This is a genomic window from Bacillus sp. AF62, assembly GCF_050312695.1.
Classification (GTDB): Bacteria; Bacillota; Bacilli; order Bacillales; family Bacillaceae_G; genus Bacillus_A; species Bacillus_A cereus.
The window spans coordinates 333,844-350,393 of record NZ_JBNPJZ010000058.1 but is presented as its reverse complement, the minus strand read 5'-3'; the positions used below and the strand labels follow the sequence as shown (position 1 = coordinate 350,393).

The window sequence follows — 16,550 nt, the reverse complement described above, 5'->3', positions numbered from 1 at the left end:
GGTTTTTATGCGAGGAGGCGGAATGATTCGAGAACAAAAGGGGTTGCTGGATAAAGAGTTAATCTTATGACTTTTTCCACAATTATTGTTGTTAGCAGAACTTTTGAAAGAAGATCCTACATTAATATATCCCTTTTTTAGTTAATAATAGCCTCCTTAATACTAGTTAATACAAGGAGGCATTAAATTTTTAATAATTAATGATATGTGTACCCTCCATCTGGAAATAATACATTACCCGTAGTAAAACTATTTTGCATTAAATATAGAACAGTATGTGCAATTTCATTATTATGGCCAGGCCTTTTTACAAGAGAAAGAGATTTATAAGATTCATAAGCAGCTAGTCTATTTTCGTTTTGTTCATTCTCTCTTTGTATCGTTCCAGGAGAAACAACATTAACTCTTATAGGAGCTAATTCAACAGCTAAAGCTTTCCCTAAACTTTCAATAGCACCATTGCAAGCTCCATAAGCAGGTGCCCCTTTAAGTGGTCTTTGACTAAATGCACCAGACATTAACACAATCGATCCAGAGTTTGAAAGAAAAGGAATTGCATATTTTACGGCATAATATTGAGGCCAAAACTTTCCGATGAAGCTACTTTCAGCAATTTCCTCTGTAGAGGTAATCGGTCCAAGTGTGTAAGAGGCTCCCGGTGTGAATAAATGATCAAAGTTCCCAACTGTCTTGAAAAAATTTTGTAATTGCTCTTTATTTTGATTATCCAATATATAAGTTTGAAGATGATTGTTATTTATTACTTCTCGAGCAACTTTTAATTTTTCTTCCGAGCGTCCGGCAATAATAACATGTGCGCCTTGTTTAATTGCTTGTGTTGCTGTTGCTAATCCAATACCAGAACTCCCGCCAATGATAACAATACGGCTATTTTCTAATGTAGTAATAGACATATTTTAGCCACTCCTTTAATAAAAAATTTAGAATATAACTAACTGTGCTATGCTTTTATTATTCGCTAAAAGGGAGCAAGTGAAAAGTACGCACTTTATATGTACATAGTCGCAAATTTCGTACTAATTGCTATACATGCGGATAAGTAATGGGAAAAATTTCTAAATATGGTTTATCCCCCATTAACGGGCAGTAAAACTCTCACCTCAAAGTTAGGAAAATGCAAGGAAGTTAGGTGAGAGATCAACTGCCTGTAAAAGCCCGATTGGTTCAACTAATAATCAGTGTGGGATGAACAAAACCCTCACGGATTAAAGTTTCACTTTATGATATCTGAGGAGAGGTGAGAAAAATGGATTTACAAGAACCGAAGTTAAAAGGGGTAATAGCAACATTACAAATAATCGGTGGGAAATGGAAGTCACTCATTTTGTTTATTTTGCTAACAGATGGAATGAAACGTTTTGGTGAATTAAAGCGATTGATACCTGATATATCTCAAGGGACGTTAGCGAAGCAATTACGTGAATTAGAGCAAGATCAACTAATAAAACGCGAAATTTATCAAGAAATACCACCTAAAGTAGAATATAGCTTAACTGAACATGGAAAAACAGTCAGTACTGTTTTGGATAGTATGTGTAGTTGGGGAAGAGGGCATTTAGAATATATAGATAAAGATAAACCATAAAAATGTTATGTAAACTTATTGTAGTGTGAAGGGAAATATTGTTTTAATAATTTGTATTTTATAATATATAATTAAGGAGTGTCGTAGGTTATTATACATATTTAATTTATTTTTACAAAGGGGAAGTAATAAGATGAACGAATTAGAGTATAAAAGCTTCTATGATAAAGTAGGAAGATTAAATGGATGGGATTTTAGCAAAATAAAATGTGAAACTGTAGGAGATACATGGGACTTTTATAGTGAGGTAAAAGAAAGGTGTAAACCATCACATATTTTACTTGATGTTGGTACAGGCGGAGGAGAAAATGTACTTAACATAGCATCATCAGCTAAATTGTTGATTGGAATTGATAATTCTAACGGCATGATTGCAACGGCACATTCTAACTTGAAAAAATCAGGTGTACAAAATGTTGAGTTTCTTCAAATGGGTTCTGAAGCTTTAACATTTCCACATGCACATTTTGATATTGCTTCAAGTTGTCATGCCCCGTTTCTGGCATCTGAGTTAGCGAAAGTAATGAAAAAGGGTGCCTTTTTCTTAACACAACAAGTAAGTGAGAATGATAAATTAAACCTGAAAGAAGCATTTGGTAGAGGACAATGCTTAGGTGAACGGGATGGTACTTTAAAAGAAAAGTATATGAATGAACTTATTAGTGCAGGATTTGATCTCGTGCAAGTACGTGAATATGATGTTACCGATTATTACAGTAGGTCTGAAGATCTCATTTTCTTATTAAAACATACCCCTATTATTCCTAGATTCGGAGAACAGGAAGAGGATTTTACTATTTTACAAAAGTTCATTGATACGTATAGTTCTGAAAAAGGGATTCGTACTAATTCAAAAAGATTTATGATTATTGCTGTTAAATTATAATGTATTTTAGTGTAAAAGCTGCTTTTCATTTAAAGAAAAGCAGCTTTTTGTGTGGAAAAGAATACAGGAAATACTTGAAAATAATAGAAATAAATAAAGTTTAAATTAAAAAATCAAAATATGGAGGATAAATGTTTTGAAACGTTACTATATTAGCAATGAAAAAATAAATGTACATATTACTGAATGGGGGAATAATGAGAAGCCCGTTATCTTTTGTTTACATGGATTAGGTAGTACGAGTTTAAGTTTTATAGAAATTGCTGAGGAATTAAAAGAAGAGTATAGATTTATCTCCGTTGATGCACCTGGACATGGTAAAACACCCCCATTTGAAAGAACAGAAGTTTATGAGATGCACAATTTAGCAAATTGGTTAAATGAAATAATAAATGAATTGAGAATCGAATACTTCTATTTTCTATCACATTCATGGGGAAGTTTTGTAGCGTTATTTTATTTGTTAAATCATCCAGAAAAAGTACAAGGAAGTATTCTTATTGATGGTGGATATCAAACAAAAAGGCTTAAAGAAGAAACGTTGGAAGAAGAAATTGCTTATTATGAAAAGGACTTTGATGAATACGTTTTTAATAATTGGGACGAATTTTTCAAAAGTGAAAAAGCAGCTTATACTAGGTGGTCTTCATTGTTAGAAGTTGCTGTAAAGGATCTAGGGATCGAAATGGATAATAAAGTATGGTGGCATGCCAGGGGAAATACAGCTAGTAATATAATAAGGTATGCATAAAGATGAAACAATAGATATATATGAGAAGCTACCGGCTAATATTGTATTACTTCGAGCTACAGTCCCACAAGTTTGGGCGGATTATAGAGATAAGACAGCAAATGTTTTTAAAGAGAATACGGACAGTATAGTAAAAGTAATTCCTGATACTACACACATGTTGCACTGGGATAAACCAGAAATTGTTATAGCGGAAATAAAAAATAATTGGAGCTAACATATTCATACTAAAGTTGTAGTTTCTATATGAAAAATCCATCCTTCCGTTTGATTTTATCTATTTATAAGTGTAATACAATACGAATAGATAATAAGAAATGAGGGGGAATGTAAAGTGATTACACATATATCAGATATAAAACTACAAACGGTTTCCATAGAAGGGGTAAAACAAGTTTATAAGGACATATTATCTTTTCAAATAAAAAAAGAAACAGCATCCTTCATTCAATTTGAAGTAACACCTTATACAACAATTAGTTTTCAAGAAGTGTATGAACCAATCGCACCTGCACATTTTGCTTTTGAAATCCCATATTCAAAATTCCATGAAACAGCAAAATGGTTAAAGGACTCTGGATTACTCATTGTAAAATGGAAATGTAATTGGTGAAGAGAATGGTCTATTCAATTTATACTTTAAAGACGGAGATGGAAATCTACTCGAAATTATCGCACATAGTTATGTTAAAGAGGATGTATTAGTACCACACCCACCTTTAAACATTTTATACGTAAGGGAAATTGGTCTTCCTGTTAAAAGTGTACCTGTTTTTACGGAATGGTTAAAATCAAATCTAAATATGAAAACGATGGAAGATGGGGATATTTTTAACTTTGTTATAGGTGGCACTGCATATATCGTCGCGACTTGGTGGCAGCGACCTTGGATTCCAATCGCGATGAAAGCTCTATCACCGAAAGTATACGTTTCTTTCGGAACACCAGACGTCGCATTTTTACAGCGAATTCAAAATAATTTTAAGAAAAATAGTGTATCATTTGAATGTAAACGTAATGAAGTATCATTTATTGAGCAAGGATATACATTTTCAATTGTGCATACATCAGAGTTTCATTCGGATATTCCTAAACAATTAAACTTACCGCTTTCTATTTAAGGATGGAAAGCGGTAAGTTTTTTGTATATTCGTGAAGAAGGTTTTAGCTAGGATTATAGTGAATTTAAAGAGAGGTATAAGGTGTTATTCTAATTTATGTTAAGGGGGGAAATAAAGTGGTTTTAGGTAATCCAATTGCAAAAGGGAATACAGCAGAAATTTATTTAACTGATGATAAGGTTGTAAAATTATTTAAAGATTACCTCCCAGATACAGAGTCTATGAATGAAGCAAAAAAACAAAAATATGCGTATTCATGCGGGTTGCCAGTTCCAAACGTATTTGAAGTGAAAAAGATACAAAATAGACAGGCAATTATTATGGAACATGTAAAAGGGGACAACATTGGTGATCTTCTGCTTAATAATTTAAATGAGGCAGAGCGTTATATCAGCCCTTGTGTTAATGAGCAAAAAAAGATCCATGCTATACATGTGAATACAGATGAAATGGAGTTAATGAGGGAGAGGTTAGAGCGTCAAATTAAATCTGTGCATAAATTGGATGAACGCAAAAAGAAGGATATATTACAAAAATTAGATTTTATTACATTTGATTTTAGGCTATGTCATGGAGATTTTCATCCATTTAATTTGATTTTGAATAAGGAAGAGAAAGTGAAAGTTATAGATTGGGTAGATGCTAGTTCAGGTGATATTCGCGCAGATGTATTTCGAACATACTTGTTGTACTCACAATCTTCGGTAGAATTAGCTGAGATGTATTTACATATATATTGCAGTCGTACCGGCATATCAAGAGATGAAGTTTTTCAATGGGCCCTATTATTATTGCAGCTAGATTTTCTGAAAAAGTATCACCGCAAAATGAAGTGTATTTGAGAAGATTATTGAATCAGTATTTATAAGTCATAAAAAAGGTTGTCAGCTAATTAATAAATGCTGTTGTTTAACCAAAGTTTCCTTGCAGTTAAACAACAGCATTCTTAAATATTGATATAGGTATTATTATTTTCGATCTTCATCCTATAAAGGTTCATAATCCGTACTTGTTCCTCCGTTAATTCTTCTTTATCCCAATACATATGCATTAAGCTATATTCAAAAATCTCCTTTCATTTAATAAATAACGGAAACTTGTCTTTCATCTCTTTTGGTAGCTCATTTTCCTCTTGGTAGCCTTCAAATAGTGCTTTTGTAATAGAATACTCATAGTCAACGATATTCCCATTTCCAGCAAATGAATATTCTATCGCACTATAAATAGGAACGGCTAAATCGAATATGTAAAAATGTTTTTCGCAGTCTTGAAAATCTATCATTGTTAAGTTTGAATTATTTTCGACTAAAATGTTTTCTAACCATAAATCTCCGTGTATTAAGCCGTAATTTGAAGGGGATTTTGGTAGCTCTTTTATGGAAGTTAAAACGTCAGATGCAATTTCTCTTATTGTATTTTCTTCTTTAGGGATATATTTAAGAAAATTATATTCTTCATTTTCATACCAATCGTTTATATGTTTTACTGGTTTAATCTTTTCAAAGCTTTTAGATATACGATGTAATTTTCCAATTTGTTTACCAAGTTTTTTAAATATATTAGAATTCCATTCAGACCTTGGTAAATGTATACCAGGAGCAGCTTTATATAATACAGCAAAAATCTCCTTATCTAATGTGAATTTTTCTACAAAATTCCCTTGTAATGAAGGGATTATTGGTGGAACACCTAAACCATTTTGATATAAAAAATTCGTATATATAACTTCTTCTATCTGTTCTTCATATGTTTTGTAGTTTGTAATTCTACTGAAGTATGTACCTTGTTCTGTAAGACATTCATACATCTCATTTGTTATTGGCTTAATGTTAATAAAATTCAACGGATACTGTTCATTTATGAATTGAAGTATTTCTTTTTCTAGCTTGTTCATTGAAACGTCCTTTCCAAACCTTAATTTTTTAACTTGGGAATTAAACACGAATTTTATTTTATAAAATTCGTGTTTAATTTTTGAAATCCTTTAAAATGAAATATGATGTAAATTGACCTTTAATAATTAGTAAGGTGTTGCCAGCATACTCATTAACGCTAAATTGAAAAATGAATAGAAGGTATGACAAAATAAGATAGATGAAAAAATATAAAATTAATACTTATATATAGATTATAAAGACTTTAGAGAAAGGCTCATGTTATAAAACACAAGAAATATCAAAAGAAAGAAACGCACTTCTCCTATACTTTTAAATAAGGAGTGAAGGAAATGAATGAACATATACAGCAGATGATTAATTGGATTGAGAGCAATTTAAAAAAGAGATTTTCATTAGATGAATTATCTCGTTACATGGGGTATTCTCCTTATTATTGCTCTTTTAAATTTCATCAAGTAACGGGTTTCAGTATTAGACGTTATATTCTTCTTAGAAGGTTGTATTTATCTACGGAAGATTTAAAGAATGGTAGGAAGATAATTGAGGTCGCATTGGATTACGATTACTCTTCCCAAGAGGCTTATAGTAGAAGTTTTAAAAATGTTTTTGGAATGAATCCAAGAGAATACCAACTTAACAAAATGCCTATTCAATCATTTGTTAAACTAAATTTAAATAAAGAAGGGGCGTTTAAAATGAATATTTCTAGAAAAATAGAGGTTGAACAGTTACGAGATAGGAAGAGTGAGCTATTTGATAAAGAGGTACTTAACATATTAAATGGTCAAGTTATGTATGAAGAATTTAAAAACGAAAAGCTAATGGGTGATTCTGATTATGCCCCATTTAATGAGGCAATGTGTGTGAACTCGGCTACTACTCAAGTTTTTAATGAAGAGTTTATTAAAACAAGAGCGAAAGGACATAACAGTTCAGTAGAAAGTTATATAAAAAAGGTTATAGATCCGTTAGAAAACCTTTTTACGAAAAAGTATAAATGTATTGTTCTATGGTTTGGTGAAGATATGTTTTGCCAAATGAACCTACTTACCATACTTTCTCATCTTGAACAGTCTGCTTATGAAGGGAAGGTATACTTAAATAGCTTTAGAGAGGATGAATTTAAAGTAAATCAAATTGAACTTGAATTGGGGAATTATTCTTCTATATACAATGAAGTATTAGTAAACCATAAAAAGACCTCTCATAAGGTACCACCTGTAATGTATCAGGCTATAGACTTATTTTTAGAAATGTTAACAGACGATAATGCAGTAATGAAATTCATCTCTAAAAATAAAGATTTATCAACTCGTGAATTATTAATAAAGTTGTTTTATCTTTTTCCAACAATCGGATATGGAGATACTCAGTACATAGAGCTGATTAATAAAATAAAGAAGAAAGCTACACCAAAAATATAGGTGCAGCGTTCTTCTTATAATTGCTCAAGTAATTCTAATTCTTTTTCTACAAATAGCATTAGTTCTTTAATTGTTTCACCAGAAAAATCAAAACGAATACCGGCTGCATCATACACTTCTTTTATAGATTGCGAGCTTCCTAGTGATAATGCCTTTTTATAATTTTCTAGCGCTTGCTTAGGATCCTCTTTATATTGTTTATACATTTGTAATGCACCAAGTTGGGCAATCGCATATTCAATATAATAAAATGGTACTTCAAAAATATGGAGTACAGGTAGCCAACTCGTTGCTATCCAGTTTTCGTAGCCATCAATATGTATGACGCTAGACTGATAATGTTTTTGAAGTTGTAAGTATTTTTCATTTCTTTCTTCAGAAGTATGACTTGGATTTTCATACAGCCAGTGTTGAAATTGATCGACAATAAGCATAATAGGTAAATATGAAATAACATCTTTAAAGAAGTTAATTTTTGCTTGTTTTAAATCTTTTTTGTCTGTATAGAAGGTATCCCAATAATTAAGCGAGAATAACTCCATTGTCATACTGGCTAGCTCAGCTGTTTCAGCTGGAATTTCTATATACTGTCGTAATTTTAATGGTTTTATGAGTTCGTTATGAATACTATGACCCATTTCATGTATAAAAGTGACAATATCATCTTGTGTATAATTTAAGTTCATAAAAATATAAGATAATTGTGAAGCTGGTAAGTACTCACAAAAGCCACCAGCTGCTTTTCCTTTGCGGCTTGTTAAATCAAGACAATTGTGTTTATACATTCGGTTTAAAAGTGCTGAAAATTCAACATCTAGTTTATTAAAGATATGAGTGCTCTTTTCAATTAAATCATTTTCATTTGCAATAGGTTTAAGTACTTTTTGATCTGGAGTTACAGCTGATACATCCCACGGGCGAAGCGTATCAATTTGCAGTTTATCTTTTTTCTCTAGCAATATTTTATCTTTAAGAGGCACAACATACTTACGTATGGATTCAGCTAGTTCATAGCAATCTTTCGCTGAATAATCAAAACGCTCGTATTTTTTGAACATATAATCGCGATAATTCTCTAGTTGAATATTTTTTGCTTTTTGATGGCGAATTTCAATTAATTGATTTAATATGTTTTGGAGTTCTTTTTCAACAGATAAAAATTGTTCAGAAATAATGGTTTTTGCCTTTTTACGGGTGTCACGATTCGAATCTTGTAAATAGGATTGTAATTCTGTTATCGTTTTTTCTTCTCCGTCCCAAATTCCACTTAATCCTCCAGTGATTTCAAAGTACTCTGTGATTAATTTGTCTTCCTTTATTTCTAATTCGATATTTTCCTCACAAAATAACTTTTGAGCATTTTTTATTTTTGTATCTAATAAACCATATACGTTAGAATCTAATTCCATTCGAAAAGGTGACTCTAAATATTTATTATCCAATAAATTTTGGTACCGCTTTAAAAGTGGCTTTACAAATTGTTGATCATGTTCAAAAGTATCCTTTATTTCTTCAACATCCGTATTACATTGAAAGGCGATGTAATGTGATCTTAATTGTTCTTCGATGTCCCAAATTACTTTTGACTGCTCTTTTAACCAATTTTCAAGGTCTAGTTTTGAAGAAATCATTTTATTTAATAAAGTCGAAAGAGTTTTTTCCAATTGTAGTACATTACTAATATCAATCGTATTTACACGTTGCATTATATATCCCTCACTTTTTATTTATTCATAGAGATATTCTATTTATTAATTGTAATTCCCTTGTTAAGTGGGGTAAATGTGAAATAATGTTAAATTTAATAATTAAAGAAGGTATTTATATGTCAAAGTAAAAAGTTTATCGTAAATGAAAATATATGGAGGGGTGCTGCATGAGAACGGGAAAGAAGTTACTTGTATTTTTATTTCCACTTGCTTTATTATGTGCCTGTGAGAATGACATTGAAGATGCTAAAAGTGAAGAATCTATAGTGATGAATATTGCTACAGCCGCGGTAAAGGAGGAATATTTTTTTAGTGCTACTATAAGAGATGAAAAAGAAAGAATATTAGATTTAGAGATTGCTGATAGCGAAAATGCTAACGAAATAAAAAAAGAAATTAATAAAAGATTGCAAATTCAAGGCGTTATGTCCTATAAAGTAAATGTATCTCAAAGAAACAAGGAGATTGTAAATGCAGAACATAGATGGGAGTTAGTTTTTGGACAGATATTTGATGGCGTATTCAGAAAAAATGGATATGAAGGGTTTGGTATTCAGCAAATAAATTATAAAAAGAATCAACCTGTTACCATTGATATAAAAACTAAGATTAGCGATGATGAAGTAGGGGCGAGAGAACTTGGACAGAAAATAGAAAAAGAAGTTGAAGGTGTACTTAAAACAGAAACAGTAAAGAAATGGATTGAAAATGATTCATATGCTATTGGGATTTACGATATAGATGATCGGAAAATTAACTAATTGAGGAATGAATGCTATATGAATGAAAAATCGATATAATTAAATATGGAATTACTGAAGGAGGTGTAAGATGTATAAGTATTTAAATATTTTAAACGACATAGAAAATATGATTCAAAATGGAGAAATAAGAGAAGGAAAGAAATTACCGTCTATACGGTCACTCGTTACGCAATATGAATGTAATAAGGCAACAGTTATACGTGCTCTTCATGAATTAGAAAAGCGTCACATTATATATTCTGTCCCTCAAAGTGGATACTACGTTGTTAAAAAATCAGAGAATACTATAGAGAATAACGAGATAATTGATTTTGCTTCCTCAGCACCAGATCCAGATGTTTTTCCGTATTTAGATTTTCAACATTGTATTAATAAGGCTATTGATACGTATAAAAATGATTTGTTTGTATATGGAACGCCGAAAGGGTTACCATCTTTAATACCAGTTATTCAAAAACAACTAGCAAATTATCAAGTCTTTACAAAAGAAGAAAATATTTTTATAACGTCAGGTGTTCAGCAGGCGCTTGCTATATTAACTTCTATACCATTTCCAAATGGAAATGAAACTGTATTAATTGAACAGCCAACATATCATCTATATATTGATTATCTAGAAATAAATAAAGTTCCTGTAATCGGTATTAAACGTACGAATGAAGGTATTGATTTAAATGAATTGGAGCAAATATTTCAAACTGGAAAAATAAAATTCTTTTATACGATACCGAGATATCATCATCCGCTTGGAACTTCTTATTCTAAAGATGAGAAAGAAAAAATCGTACTATTGGCTAAGAAATACAATGTATTTATAGTGGAAGATGATTATTTAGCAGATTTAGAAACTGATTCAAAAGCAGATCCGTTATATAGCTTGGATAATTGTAGTCATGTCATATATTTGAAAAGTTATTCGAAGATTAATTTTCCTGGTTTACGGGTTGGAGTTGCGGTCATTCCACCGTCCATTGCAAATGCGTTCTATACATACAAAAAGATACTAGATATTGATAGTCCGATGATTTCTCAAGCGGCTTTAGAAATTTATATAAAGAGCGGTATGTTTGAACGTCATAAAAGTAAAATTAATTCTTCCTACTACAATAGATCGATAAAACTAGCAAAAACATTAGAAAAAGTGCAAAATGAAAATCCATCATTATTTACATATAATAGACAAAACACATTTGGAATACACACTTGTTTAGAAATGCAGAAAAACACAGTTACAGACACACTTATACAAAAATTAGGTGACATGCAAATAAGTGTCGATACTATTGATAAGAATTATATGAGGAATTTTCCTAAAGAAAAACTGTTAAAGTTAAATGTTTCGAATGTAAAAGAAGATAAGATTGAAGAAGGTATTCGTAAAGTAATTGAGGAAATCAAGCAATTAAGACAGTTTAATTTTCAGTTTAGAAAAGAATAATTTGAATTAGGAGGTTTGTTGTGAGACGCAAAGTAATTCTCTTGTTTGTATGTATCGCTATAGTGGCAGGTGCAATTGTTGTGATTACATATTATAAAAAAGAGGATCAATGCATAGCAGTTGCTAAGTATTCAAGAGGTATTATCGTAGATCAAAATAACGAACCTATATTTAATGTGAAAATATATGAAGATTCAATTGAAAGTAAGGAACACAGTATTTCAAATGCACAAGGTGAATTTGAAATACTAGATGGGGTTTGTGGTGAGATTGTTTTACAATTAGTTACTCCTGATGGAGAAATCTATACGAGAAAATATGATAGGAAGTATATACCAGAAGTAATAAAGCTGAATTATAAAAATAAAAGTGAATAAGATGAAACCATTACGGAGAAAAATAGCAGTTGTGGCCGGAGCAATTATATATGTAATTGGATAATTATATATTTTTTTAAGAGCACTCTTAGTAAAGAGTGCTCTTTTTCATCAATGTAAATATTTACTTATCATCTTTTTAAAGTGATTTTTATCATAATTTACATATTGTATAGCTGTATTTCGTATTGGATCTCCAGCATAAAATCTTTCATACAATTCGTGTCTAGATCCTAAGGGGCTTCCGATGATATCCCAGGCTAACTTAAATAATTTTGTGCGTTGTTCGGCATCTATATTAGTTCCTTTAAAGTACTTTTTCAATAAATCAGCTATAGGACTCTGGAAGTCATTTGAGCTCGAAGGAAGTTGAATGAATCCACCTGCTCCAATTAATTGTAAAATTTCTATTGCACGGGGATAATATTTGGAACCAAGATTCCTTGCAGTTTCGATATATTTAAAATTCGGCAAATAAGTTTTCGTTTCATTTGTAGTACCTTCAACTTCAGCAGCAATTAAAAGTGCGCGAATTGTTTCGATTTGCATAATTAATTCCCCAAGCTTCTCTTGAACATGCAAATAAGTAGTAGCACCGATCGCTTCAGCAATTTCACAAGCAATTGCAGTTATAAATTCTAGTTTTACTACTAATCGTACAATTGCTTGATGATAAGCTAAACTACTAGAAGCTATATCTGACTTTAATTTCCATAATGCTTCAGGGTTGTTATACAGTAAGACACGTTCCCATGGTACAAATACATTATCAAAGATTAATAGTGCATCCATTTCATCGTACTGTGAGCTAAGAGGGGAATCAACTGTACTTGAGTTTGCATTCGCAAATGGTTCTCTACAAACCATATGTAATCCAGGGGAATTGGCTGCCACAATGAGAAAGTGAGCTAAATCTTTTTGAGTATCAGTCAGTTTTGCTAATGGATAGATTAATAAATCATTTGAATAAGGAGAAGCAGTACCTACCATTTTTGCACCATTTAAATAAATTCCATCAGAAGTTTCCTTCGTAACTCTTAGTAACCCTAAATTTTTTGCATTCAATATTGATTCTGTAGAACGATTTATTTGTGGGTCACGTTGAACTACACTTAAGAACAAGTGATTATCTCTCGCTTTTTCATAATAAGATGTAATTTTATCTGGAAACTGTGCATCGAATTTTTTATAAAAATATCTTGATACGTACCAGCCAGTAAGTCTCGATCTTGCATAATCAGATAATCTACTCATTACACCGTCTGTAGCATAACTCCACGTTTCAAATGCAGTTCTTCTCATTAATAATTCATTATAGGAATTCGGAACTAAAAATGCAGTATGAACAAATTCTTTCGTTTTTGGGCTCACATATCCAATAGAATCTCTTCGTATGGGGTCATCAAACAATGTAAATAAATTAGAAATGGTACTTAATGTACCTGCAAAATGTTTGTCTGTAGTTACATCTACTTTTTGTCCATAGAGCCAAACGTTACGACCATCTTGTAAGCTCTTTATATAGTAATCCTTCAAATTTTGCATATTTCCTCCTTTTAAAGGCTACTCATATATTTGTACATCTTTTAATGGTGGGGAATATACGTGAAATGTTATTGCTGTTGAATCTGTAGCGTTATACATTTTATGCACAGTATCTTTTTTTACTGTGAAAATATTTCCCTCTGTAAACTCTTCAATCCGCTCGCTATTATTTTCGTACGTTATATTTTGTAGCGTACCATTGACTATTAGTATACATCCTACAGATATTCCGTGATCGTGCACAAAAGTCTTTGCTTTGCTGGGGAATTTTAATACTAAAATCTCTACAAATTCAGACTGATAGATAACGTTCCTTCCGTATTCAAGATTAACTGGTGAAGTAATAAAAGGAGATATTTTATGAAGTGAAATATTTAATGATTGAATAGCGTGTATTAAATTGAACGTATCGTAGTTACATAGGTTATTAAACGTTTTTTATATGTTATGAATCAATTGCATGTAAAACTTCCTCCTAAGCATGTACAGTAAAAGAAAACCTAATCTAATATTATATAGTGAGTATTGAATTACATAATATTGTATTGAAACATTTCCAAAAAGTTACTTCTTTTACTTAGGAAGTTTATTCGATTTGAAAATTGTGGTAATTCGTTCCGTTAAAATGATATGCTTGAACTATATATTTTTTATCCCGTTAAATCCCGACTGGTGAGGGCTGATAATAAGTGAAGGATGAACAAAACCCCCACTGATTAAAGTTTCACTTTATTGGAAAGGTGATGAAATAAATGGCAGTTCTTTTAGTGGAAAATCTATATCAAATGTCTATTGTTTTACTGATTTTATGTTCATTTTGTTTTTATAGATATTTAAAGAAAATAAAAAGGGAAAGAAAGCTTACAGGTTTTGAAATTACGATGTATATCGTGACACAACTTGCGTATTTCATTTGGGCGGCAACAACTTTTCTTAAAATGTTATCAGAATAGTAATTTTAAAGTATTAGACGCTGAACAGAAATGTACAGGAGCATTAAAGGTATAAACTTGGGCAAGGGTAATTTATTATCTATTAGGTAAATAAATTTAGTCGAAATATAGATGGATAACAATATTACTTATAACATCTTTATAAAAAGAGAGGATATAAATGGAACAATATAAGTTAATTGTAAAAGGGCCTAAACAACTTGAGTGGGAAACAAATGAAATTAAGGACATACAGGACGATGAAATTATCGTTAAAACAATCGCAGGAGCGATAAGCATTGGGGCCGAGTTACCACAGTATAATGGATCCGATGTTACAGATCCGCATCCTTTTTATCCAAGAAAAACTGGATATGAAAGTTATGGTGAAGTGATTGAAGTTGGTAATAAAGTAACACATGTAAACGTAGGTGATAAAGTAGTTTCTTTTTATGGACATGAAACGATAGGGATAGTTAAGGCGCATAAAGTAATTCGAGTGCCTAGTTCTATACAACCTAAAGTTGCTTTATTATCTATTCTTTCGTGTGATGCCGCTAAAGGAGTATTGAAACTAAACCCGCGACAGGATGAAAAAGTACTTATAACTGGAATGGGAGTTATTGGTTTACTCGCTTGTTATTTCTTAAAATACTATGTAGGCGTTGAGCACGTGGATGTTGTTGAGCCTAATAAAAATAGAAGAGATTTTGCAAAGAATTTTGGTGCGAAAAACATATATGATTCAGAAGAGAAAATAATAGAAACATATAATTATGGTTTTGAATGTTCTGCTACAAATAGTGGGTTCCATACTTTGCAAAAAACTCTTAAAACTAATGGTGAAATATGTATACTGTCTGATGGTAATATTGAAGAACTAACATTAATTGCTAACTTTTATCAGAAAGAATTGCAAATCATTGGATCAAGTGACGGATACGATTATCAAAAACATGCAGATTGGTTTTTTAAGGAAATAAGAAAAACACCATTTATAGAAGAAATCTTTCAACATGAAATACAGTATACTTCACTCATACAATCCTTTGAAGAATTGAGTTTAGGGATAATTAAACCACTAAAAGTATATGTTTCATATGAATAACGAAAAAATTGAACAAATATTTGTCACATACCTCACATTTGTTTCGTCACACTTATGATTACTTAATGAGGAGGAACATATATGAAAATATTTGTAGCAGGTGCAACTGGTGTAATAGGACGTTCTTTATTGCCAATGTTAATAAAAAATGGGCATACGGTGTTTGCGATGATTCGTAATACTTCACAAGTAGAGGCGATAAAGAAATTTGGTGCTATACCAGTAACCGCCGATGTATTTAATCGACAGGCTGTATTTTCTATATTAGAAGAAACAAATCCTGATGTAGTTATTCATCAGTTAACTTCGTTGTCTTCATGGGATTTTAAGGATAATGCAAAAATTAGAATAGAGGGCACTCGTAATCTTGTCGATGCCGCTAAAAATGTAGGAGTAAAGAAAATAATCGCTCAAAGTATTTCATGGGCGTATGAACCAGGGGATACATTTGCGACCGAAAAAGATTCACTACATATTACTGCTTCTATGCCCCGGCAAGTTACTGTTAATGGCATATTGAAATTAGAAGAAGCTGTTAATGAGTTGCCTGAATCGGTTATACTTCGTTACGGTACGCTATACGGACCAGGAACATGGTATGCGGAAAACGGCTTCATTGCAAATCAAGTTCTTAATAATGAAATTACTGCAACAGATGGGATAAGTTCGTTTATACATGTTAAGGATGCTGCAAGAGCTACTATGCTAGCTCTTAATTGGCCTTCAGGAATCGTAAATATTGTAGATAATGATCCAGCAACTAGTAAAGAATGGCTACCAATATATGCAGCAGCGATAGGAGCACCTAAGCCTAAAGTTCAAGATGGGAAAAATAGGTGGAAAAGAGGAGCTTCAAATAATAAGGCACGTAAAGAGTATGGATGGACACCTTTATTTCCATCATGGTCTGAAGGGTTTAACAACTTAATAGGTAAGTAAAATAGACCTTTAATGGGAATGATAGTAATATTCACCATTAAAGGATTGGACT

Annotated in this window: 12 protein-coding genes and 5 pseudogenes; 12 read left to right on the top strand and 5 right to left on the bottom strand. The window is 31.5% G+C overall.

The window, feature by feature from the left end; all coding sequences use genetic code 11:
- Positions 1 to 197: 197 nt before the first annotated feature.
- Positions 198 to 914: an SDR family oxidoreductase gene (locus tag ACQRBL_RS13825; protein ID WP_043937915.1), complete on the bottom strand. Its 717-nt coding sequence runs from the start codon at positions 912 to 914 to the stop codon at positions 198 to 200.
- Positions 915 to 1,267: 353 nt separating this feature from the next.
- Here ACQRBL_RS13825 and ACQRBL_RS13820 point away from each other — a divergent pair, with 353 nt between their 5' ends.
- The 5 genes and pseudogenes from ACQRBL_RS13820 to ACQRBL_RS13800 all read left to right on the top strand — a co-directional run bounded on the left by ACQRBL_RS13820 (position 1,268) and on the right by ACQRBL_RS13800 (position 5,232).
- A complete protein-coding gene (locus ACQRBL_RS13820) occupies positions 1,268 to 1,606 on the top strand; it encodes a winged helix-turn-helix transcriptional regulator (RefSeq protein ID WP_000365537.1) in 339 nt (112 codons plus the stop codon).
- 133 nt (positions 1,607 to 1,739) lie between these two features.
- Positions 1,740 to 2,492: a class I SAM-dependent methyltransferase gene (locus ACQRBL_RS13815; RefSeq protein ID WP_053564430.1), complete on the top strand. Its 753-nt coding sequence runs from the start codon at positions 1,740 to 1,742 to the stop codon at positions 2,490 to 2,492.
- A 136-nt stretch (positions 2,493 to 2,628) separates the two neighbouring features.
- A pseudogene (locus tag ACQRBL_RS13810) lies at positions 2,629 to 3,460 on the top strand (alpha/beta fold hydrolase).
- Positions 3,461 to 3,577: 117 nt separating this feature from the next.
- Positions 3,578 to 4,364: pseudogene (locus ACQRBL_RS13805) on the top strand (VOC family protein).
- A gap of 116 nt (positions 4,365 to 4,480) precedes the next feature.
- Positions 4,481 to 5,232 (top strand): annotated as a pseudogene (locus ACQRBL_RS13800) (aminoglycoside phosphotransferase family protein).
- Positions 5,233 to 5,310: 78 nt separating this feature from the next.
- On the opposite strand, the pseudogene ACQRBL_RS13795 reads toward ACQRBL_RS13800, so the two are convergent.
- Positions 5,311 to 6,258, bottom strand: a pseudogene (locus ACQRBL_RS13795) (phosphotransferase enzyme family protein).
- A gap of 333 nt (positions 6,259 to 6,591) precedes the next feature.
- Here ACQRBL_RS13795 and ACQRBL_RS13790 point away from each other — a divergent pair.
- Positions 6,592 to 7,686, top strand: coding sequence for a helix-turn-helix domain-containing protein (locus ACQRBL_RS13790; RefSeq protein WP_411995505.1), 1,095 nt, complete (start codon positions 6,592 to 6,594; stop codon positions 7,684 to 7,686).
- Positions 7,687 to 7,700: 14 nt separating this feature from the next.
- Here the strand turns inward: ACQRBL_RS13790 and ACQRBL_RS13785 are convergent, their stop codons facing one another.
- Positions 7,701 to 9,392 carry a M3 family oligoendopeptidase gene (locus ACQRBL_RS13785; protein WP_411995506.1) on the bottom strand — a complete coding sequence of 564 codons (1,692 nt, stop codon included), beginning with the start codon at positions 9,390 to 9,392 and terminating at the stop codon, positions 7,701 to 7,703.
- 170 nt (positions 9,393 to 9,562) lie between these two features.
- On the opposite strand from ACQRBL_RS13785, the gene ACQRBL_RS13780 reads away from it, so the two are divergent.
- The 3 genes from ACQRBL_RS13780 to ACQRBL_RS13770 all read left to right on the top strand — a co-directional run bounded on the left by ACQRBL_RS13780 (position 9,563) and on the right by ACQRBL_RS13770 (position 11,974).
- Positions 9,563 to 10,156: a DUF4030 domain-containing protein gene (locus ACQRBL_RS13780; protein WP_411995507.1), complete on the top strand. Its 594-nt coding sequence runs from the start codon at positions 9,563 to 9,565 to the stop codon at positions 10,154 to 10,156.
- 70 nt (positions 10,157 to 10,226) lie between these two features.
- On the top strand, positions 10,227 to 11,597 hold the full coding sequence (locus tag ACQRBL_RS13775) for a PLP-dependent aminotransferase family protein (protein WP_411995508.1): 1,371 nt from the start codon (positions 10,227 to 10,229) through the stop codon (positions 11,595 to 11,597).
- A 20-nt stretch (positions 11,598 to 11,617) separates the two neighbouring features.
- The gene (locus ACQRBL_RS13770) at positions 11,618 to 11,974 is read left to right on the top strand and encodes a carboxypeptidase regulatory-like domain-containing protein (protein WP_411995509.1); all 357 of its coding nucleotides are present in this window, start codon (positions 11,618 to 11,620) and stop codon (positions 11,972 to 11,974) included.
- A 111-nt stretch (positions 11,975 to 12,085) separates the two neighbouring features.
- Here the strand turns inward: ACQRBL_RS13770 and ACQRBL_RS13765 are convergent, their stop codons facing one another.
- Together ACQRBL_RS13765 and ACQRBL_RS13760 are read right to left on the bottom strand one after the other, a co-directional pair.
- A complete protein-coding gene (locus tag ACQRBL_RS13765; protein WP_097983953.1) occupies positions 12,086 to 13,519 on the bottom strand; it encodes a 4-hydroxyphenylacetate 3-hydroxylase family protein in 1,434 nt (477 codons plus the stop codon).
- Between the two features lie 18 nt (positions 13,520 to 13,537).
- A pseudogene (locus tag ACQRBL_RS13760) lies at positions 13,538 to 13,981 on the bottom strand (cysteine dioxygenase).
- A 290-nt stretch (positions 13,982 to 14,271) separates the two neighbouring features.
- Here ACQRBL_RS13760 and ACQRBL_RS13755 point away from each other — a divergent pair.
- From ACQRBL_RS13755 to ACQRBL_RS13745, 3 genes are all read left to right on the top strand, one after another.
- On the top strand, positions 14,272 to 14,472 hold the full coding sequence (locus tag ACQRBL_RS13755) for a hypothetical protein (protein WP_000279697.1): 201 nt from the start codon (positions 14,272 to 14,274) through the stop codon (positions 14,470 to 14,472).
- Positions 14,473 to 14,632: 160 nt separating this feature from the next.
- Positions 14,633 to 15,559, top strand: a complete 927-nt coding sequence (locus ACQRBL_RS13750; RefSeq protein ID WP_411995510.1) for a zinc-dependent alcohol dehydrogenase — start codon at positions 14,633 to 14,635, stop codon at positions 15,557 to 15,559.
- Between the two features lie 81 nt (positions 15,560 to 15,640).
- Positions 15,641 to 16,498, top strand: a complete 858-nt coding sequence (locus tag ACQRBL_RS13745; protein ID WP_411995511.1) for an NAD-dependent epimerase/dehydratase family protein — start codon at positions 15,641 to 15,643, stop codon at positions 16,496 to 16,498.
- The last annotated feature ends 52 nt before the right edge of the window (positions 16,499 to 16,550 follow it).

What these genes read in the sequence shown, in the direction of transcription:
- ACQRBL_RS13765 (WP_097983953.1), bottom strand. Translation starts at nt 13,519, where the DNA reads ATGCAAAATTTGAAGGATTACTATATAAAGAGCTTACAAGATGGTCGT.
- ACQRBL_RS13745 (WP_411995511.1), top strand. Translation starts at nt 15,641, where the DNA reads ATGAAAATATTTGTAGCAGGTGCAACTGGTGTAATAGGACGTTCTTTA.
- ACQRBL_RS13820 (WP_000365537.1), top strand. Translation starts at nt 1,268, where the DNA reads ATGGATTTACAAGAACCGAAGTTAAAAGGGGTAATAGCAACATTACAA.
- ACQRBL_RS13790 (WP_411995505.1), top strand. Translation starts at nt 6,592, where the DNA reads ATGAATGAACATATACAGCAGATGATTAATTGGATTGAGAGCAATTTA.
- ACQRBL_RS13815 (WP_053564430.1), top strand. Translation starts at nt 1,740, where the DNA reads ATGAACGAATTAGAGTATAAAAGCTTCTATGATAAAGTAGGAAGATTA.
- ACQRBL_RS13775 (WP_411995508.1), top strand. Translation starts at nt 10,227, where the DNA reads ATGTATAAGTATTTAAATATTTTAAACGACATAGAAAATATGATTCAA.
- ACQRBL_RS13750 (WP_411995510.1), top strand. Translation starts at nt 14,633, where the DNA reads ATGGAACAATATAAGTTAATTGTAAAAGGGCCTAAACAACTTGAGTGG.
- ACQRBL_RS13780 (WP_411995507.1), top strand. Translation starts at nt 9,563, where the DNA reads ATGAGAACGGGAAAGAAGTTACTTGTATTTTTATTTCCACTTGCTTTA.
- ACQRBL_RS13785 (WP_411995506.1), bottom strand. Translation starts at nt 9,392, where the DNA reads ATGCAACGTGTAAATACGATTGATATTAGTAATGTACTACAATTGGAA.
- ACQRBL_RS13755 (WP_000279697.1), top strand. Translation starts at nt 14,272, where the DNA reads ATGGCAGTTCTTTTAGTGGAAAATCTATATCAAATGTCTATTGTTTTA.
- ACQRBL_RS13825 (WP_043937915.1), bottom strand. Translation starts at nt 914, where the DNA reads ATGTCTATTACTACATTAGAAAATAGCCGTATTGTTATCATTGGCGGG.